Annotated in this window: 3 protein-coding genes; 1 reads left to right on the forward strand and 2 read right to left on the reverse strand. The window is 67.3% G+C overall.

What is annotated here, in order from left to right; all coding sequences use genetic code 11:
* The first annotated feature begins 326 nt into the window (after positions 1-326).
* Entirely contained in the window at positions 327-1,247 is a 921-nt protein-coding gene (locus tag BN423_RS04985) for an AEC family transporter (RefSeq protein ID WP_232385507.1), read from the forward strand.
* A 55-nt stretch (positions 1,248-1,302) separates the two neighbouring features.
* Here BN423_RS04985 and BN423_RS04990 read toward each other — a convergent pair whose 3' ends face one another.
* Together BN423_RS04990 and BN423_RS11005 are read right to left on the reverse strand one after the other, a co-directional pair.
* Positions 1,303-4,434 carry a vitamin B12-dependent ribonucleotide reductase gene (locus tag BN423_RS04990; protein ID WP_019239166.1) on the reverse strand — a complete coding sequence of 1,044 codons (3,132 nt, stop codon included), beginning with the start codon at positions 4,432-4,434 and terminating at the stop codon, positions 1,303-1,305.
* A 310-nt stretch (positions 4,435-4,744) separates the two neighbouring features.
* Positions 4,745-5,650, reverse strand: a 906-nt coding sequence (locus BN423_RS11005; protein ID WP_019239167.1) for a hypothetical protein, incomplete at its 5' end; no start/stop codon positions are given.

The raw sequence follows: 5,650 nt of genomic DNA on the forward strand, positions 1-5,650 counted from the left end.
CGCCGGCATGGGAGCGCGCCGCACGGTGCGCGGCCTCCGCCGCGTTGATGAGCGGCCGCACGCCGCCCTCGGCGCGCGCGCCCGCCCCGCGCGGGTCGGATTCGGTTCGAAGATGCTGCGCCATGCCGTCCCCCATCGTCTCGACGCGCCGTATCGATCACGCACCCAAGCGTAGCATCTCGCGGCGCGCCGGCCCCGCCGAGCACCGAAGACCACGGTATCGGCGCGAATCACCGGGGCGACAGCGATCCATCCCCCCACAAGACGGATGGCGCGGGAAAGCGCTATCCTGTTGCATCGGAACCCACGAACCCCCGGAGGCCCCTATGGAGTCAGCGCTTTTGAGCGTGCTCTCGTTCGTCACGATCATCCTGCTCGGCATCGCCGCCGCGCGCTTCAACCTCGTCGGCAAGAGCGCCGACAAGCTCATCTCGACCATCGTGTTCAAGCTCACGCTGCCCGCGACCATCATCCACGCGTTCGGCACGACCGAGGTGGCGCCCGCGATGCTCGGCATCGTGCTCGTGGGGTTCGCCTGCTCGGCCATCCCCTACGCGATCGCCTTCTTCGTCACGCGGCACATGGACGCCTGCGACCGCCCGCTCTTCCTGTTCGGGGCGGGCGGCATGAACATCGGCTGCTTCGCCCTCCCCTTCATCCAGGCGATCTTCCCCGCATCGAGCGTCGTGACGGTCTGCCTCATCGACGCGGGCAACTCCATCGTGGTCACCGGCGGCTCGTTCGCCCTCACGAAGGCGCTCCTGAGCGGCGACGCCGAGGGGCACCGCGGCCGCGCGATGGCGAAGCGGCTCTTCTCGTCCATCCCCTTCGACTGCTACATCGTGCTCATCGCGTTCGTGCTCCTGGGCATCCGCGTGCCCGACGCCGTCATCTCGTTCGTGGAGCCCATCGCGAACGCCAACGCGTTCCTCTCGCTGCTCATGCTCGGCCTCATGACGAGCACGCATGTCGGGGAGGGCAAGCTCGACAAGCTCGTCGGCGTGCTCGGCCTGCGCGTGGCCGTGAGCCTCGCGCTCTCGCTCGCCGCGTTCTTCCTACTGCCGTACGACTACCTCACGCGCTGCGTCATCGCCACGGTCATCTGGGCGCCCATGTCCGCGCTCGCGCCGCTCTACACGCTCTGGTGCGGCGGCGACCACGGGCTCGCCGGCCTTGCGGGGACGATCAGCATCGTCCTCGGCATCGCCGCGATGCTCTGCGTCATCACCTGCTCCGGCGTGCTCTAGGCGCCCGAGGAAATCGACCCCGGGCGCCCGGAGCGTTCGGCTCCGCTCAGCCCGATCAGCTGCACCCGGTCGTGGTGCCGCAATCCATGCAGACCTTGCACGTGCCGTTCTGCACCATGCGCGAACTGCCGCAGTTGGGGCAGGTGCTGCCGTCGTAGAGGCGCTCGCCGTGCAGGGCGGCGTCGTGCACCGCCTCGTTCACGAACGCGGCCGTGTAGAAGTCGCCGGTATCCACCGACCCGGTCTCCTCCTCGAGCTCCTGCTCCTTCACGGCCGCGAGGCGCGTGAGCTCCTCCTCGCTCGCCACGGGCTCCTCATCGAAGGCGGGCTCGATGCGCACGGGAACCGCCGCGGGCGCGGGCGTGGCGCCGGCGATCTGCCCCCAGCCCTCGGGCTTCACCTGCACGCGCGTGTAGTCGCCCAGCTCGATGTCGATGACCTTGGAGATGAGGTCGGAGATGGAGGTGACGTACTTGATGTTGGGGTGGCTCTGCACGAAGCCGTACGGCTCGTACATCTGGCCGCGCAGCATCTTGGAGATGTTCTCGGCGGGGATGCCGTACTGCAGCATCACGGAGATGGTCTTGGACAGCGAGTTGAGGAGCCCCATGATGGTCGTGCCCTCGCGGTCCGTGGTGACGAACAGCTCGGAGATCTTCCCTTCCTCGTTGCGGTTCACCGTGGTGTAGATCTTCACGCCGTCGATCTGCGCGAGGTGGGTGCGGCCGCTGCGGATGCCCACGATGCGGCGGCGGCGCGCCGGCTGCGTATCGGAGGCGAGCTGCTGCTGCGCGCCGCGGGCGTACTCGAGCAGCGCGGCGTAGGACAGGTCGCCCAGGTCCTTCTCGCCGGTGTCCTCGGTGAGCGAGGTGTTGAGCGGCTGCGCGTTCTTCGAGCCGTCGCGGTAGAGCGTGATGCCCTTGCAGCCCGTCTGCCAGGCGAGCGTGATGACGTCCTTGAAGTCCTGGACGGTCGCCTCGTGCGGAAGGTTCACGGTCTTGGAGATGGCGCCGGAGACGAGCGGCGTGAGGGCCGCCACCATGAGCACGTGGCCGCGCGGGGCGATGTAGCGCTCGCCGGTGCCGCACACGTTCGCGGTGTCGAAGATCGCCAGGTGCTCGGGCTTGAGGTGCGGGGCGCCCTCGATCTTGCCGTCGACGATCATGCCGTTCTCGTCCGTGGCCTGCACGTAGGCCAGGATGTCGGCCACCTCGTCCTCGGTGTAGCCCAGATGGCGCAGGGCGTCGCCGATCACCGGGTTCGCGATGGTCATGAAGCCGCCGCCCGAGAGCTTCTTGTAGATCATGTGGCTGAAGAACGGCTCGATGGAGGTCGCCGCGCAGTCCATGGCGAAGCTGATGGTGCCGGTGGGCGCCATGACGCTCACCTGGGCGTTGCGGTAGCCGTAGCGCTCGCCCAGCTCCTCGGCGAACGTCCAGCTCTCGATGAGCGCGCTCGCGAGCTCGCCCTCGCCCGCCTGCTCGAGCAGGTCGAAGTCGACCACCGGGGGCTCGATGGTCAGGTCCTCGAAGGCGTCGTTGCGCGCGCCCGCCACGCGCGCGTGGTTGCGGATCACGCGCTCCATGTAGCGCTTGTTGATGCCGTAGCACTCGAAGGGCCCCACCTTGCGCGCCATCATGGCAGAGACGGCGTAGCTGCGGCCGGTGAGCGTGCCCACGATGGCGGACGCGAGCGCGCGGGCCTCGCGCGAGTCGTACGGCATGCCCTTGGCCATGAGCAGGCTCGCGAGGTTCGAGATGCCGAGCCCCGTCGCGCGGAAGCGGTAGGTCTTGCGCGCGATGTCCTTCGTGGGGAACTGCCCCCAGGCGATGGACGCCTCGAGCGCGAGCTGCACGACGTCGATGGTGTGCTCGAAGCCCTCGACGTCGAAGGTGTCGGTCGCGGGGTCGTAGTAGCGGAACACGTTGATGGACGCGAGGTTGCAGCTCGAATCGTCCAGGAAGGCGTACTCGCCGCAGGGGTTCGTGGAGTTGAGGCGGTTGTAGGAGGCACCTACCACGCCGTCCTCGCCGCCGGGGCAGGTGTGCCACTCGTTGAAGGTGTCGCTGAACTGCGGCGCCGGGTCGGCGCAGCGCCAGGCGCTCTCGTTGAACACATCCCAGATGTGCTTGACGGAGACCTCGCGGTTGAAGCTCGGGTCGACGCGGCCCTTGAGCTCGTAGGTGACGTCCGGATCCTCGGGCAGCGCCATGACCTTCGCCATGAACTCGTTGTCGATGCGCAGCGAGTTATTCGAGTTCTGCCCCGAGACCGTCGCGTACGCCTCGCCGTTGATGTCGCCGTCGTAGCCCATCTTCATGAGCGCGAGCGCCTTGTCCTCCTCGCGCGACTTCCAGGTGATGAACTTCTCGATGTCCGGGTGGTCGATGTCCAGGCAGACCATCTTGGCGGCGCGGCGCGTGGTGCCGCCGCTCTTGATGGCGTCCGCGTTGCGGTCGAGGCCGCGCAGGAAGCTCATGACGCCGCTCGACACGCCGCCGCCGGAGAGCTTCTCGCCCTCGGCGCGCAAGGCGCTGAAGTTCGAGCCGGTGCCGGAGCCGCCCTTGAAGAGCTTCGTCTCGGTGACGTACTCGTCGGAGATGGAGTGGTCGCCCAGGAGCTTGTCCTGGACGCTCACGATGAAGCAGGCGCTCGCCTGGGTGCGCGTGTACTGGTCGATCGACTCCACGACCTCGCCGCTCTCCGGGTCGACGTAGTACATCTCCTGCGGCTCGCCCGCGATGCCGTAGCTGCGCTTGAGGCCGGTGTTGAACCACTGCGGGGAGTTGGGCGCGAAGCGCTGGTCGAGGATGAGGTAGACGAGCTCGTCGTAGAGGATCTGCGCCTGCTCGCCCTCCTCGACCATGCCCTCGTCGATGAGTGCGGCGACCCAGAAGTCCACCATGCGGTGCGCCACCTGGCGCATCGAGACCTCGTGCCCCGTCTCGGGCACGCCGGCGCGGCGGAAGTACTTGGACGCGATGATGTCGACGGCGTTCTGCGAGTACTGCACGGGGAACTCGAGGTCGTGCATCTCGCACAGGGTCTTGCCCGTCTTGTAGTCCGTGAGGTGCACGTCGCGCTTCGACCATTCGAAGAGGTCGTACACCGTTTTCCCGGCGTTCTCGGGCGCGTCGAGCGCAGAGGTGAAGCGACGGCAGATGAGCTCTTCGACCGTGGTTGCCATGGGTTCCTCGCTTTCGGGATATGGTTGACGCTGCGATGAGTATCGCAGGGCGTGCGGACAAACGAGTGCCGCTACAGCGCCTCGCGCGATGTGGCAGCGGATTCGATTGTAGCAACTCACCCACCGAAAACGGACAACATATTGAGCTATTCCGTGAACGGTACCACAACATGTTGTGTTACTCTGAAACGAATCCGCAGGAAAGCCCCGAACGGAAACGGCGCGCCGCCCCTTCGCAGCACGCCGTTTCGCGTATCTCCCCAAGAACTAGATGTAGTGCCGGGTTATGTCGTTTGCGTCAACGAGCCGGCTACTCGACGTCGAACAGCCAGTCGAGCTCGCTCTCCCACGTGTCCTCGTCGACGACCCAGCTGCCGTTCTCGTACACGAGGTCGATGGTCATCTGGTAGCCGTCGTTCATCTCCGCCGCCTCGGCCGCCTCGATGAAGATCATGCCCATGCGCTGGCAATCCTCCTCGTAGGTGGTGTGCGCGTAGTCATCGGAGTTCATGTAGGCCTCGAGCATGTAGTTGTAGTTGTCGATGAGGTCGAACACGTCGCGGCACGTCACCGTGGCGTACACCGTCGCCTCGCCGATCGACTCGTACACGTAGACGTCGTCGATCGTGTACGAGAAGCCGTCGAGCATGATGCGCGCGTACTCCTCGGGGTCGACGCCGCAGGCCTCGAGCGTCTCGTCCGTCTGGTTCTCGAAGCCCTCGTTCACGATGGCGCCCACGAGCGCGAGCGCCTCCGGGTCGGCGTTCTGCAGCTTGTCGAGCTCCGCCTGGGCGGCGAGCGTCGCCTGCTCCTCGGAGTCCTCCGGCACCTCCTCGCCCGAATACGACGGCTCAGGCTCGTCTGAGGGGTCGTCCATGGGCTCGTCGTAGGTCACGTCGCCCGTGCTCGCGCTCGGCTCGCTCAGGCCGGGGATGACGACGAGCACGAGGATGAGCGCGACCGCCACGAGCAGCACGCCCACGATGCCGCCGACGATGATGCCGGTGTTCGACTTCTTCGCCGGGGGCGCGGGCGGCTGGGGCGCCGGCTGCGTGGGCGCACCCGGGGCGGTGCCATCGGGCTGCGCGTACGCCGGGGGCTGCTGGGGAGCCGCCTGCTGCTGCGGGATCTGCCAGCTCGCGGGCTGCGTGTACCCGGCGCCCGCCTGGCCGTTCCACGGGTTCTGCTCGGGGGTCGGCGCGGGCTGCTGGGGCAC

Source organism: Enorma timonensis (assembly GCF_000321165.1).
Lineage (GTDB): Bacteria > Actinomycetota > Coriobacteriia > Coriobacteriales > Coriobacteriaceae > Enorma.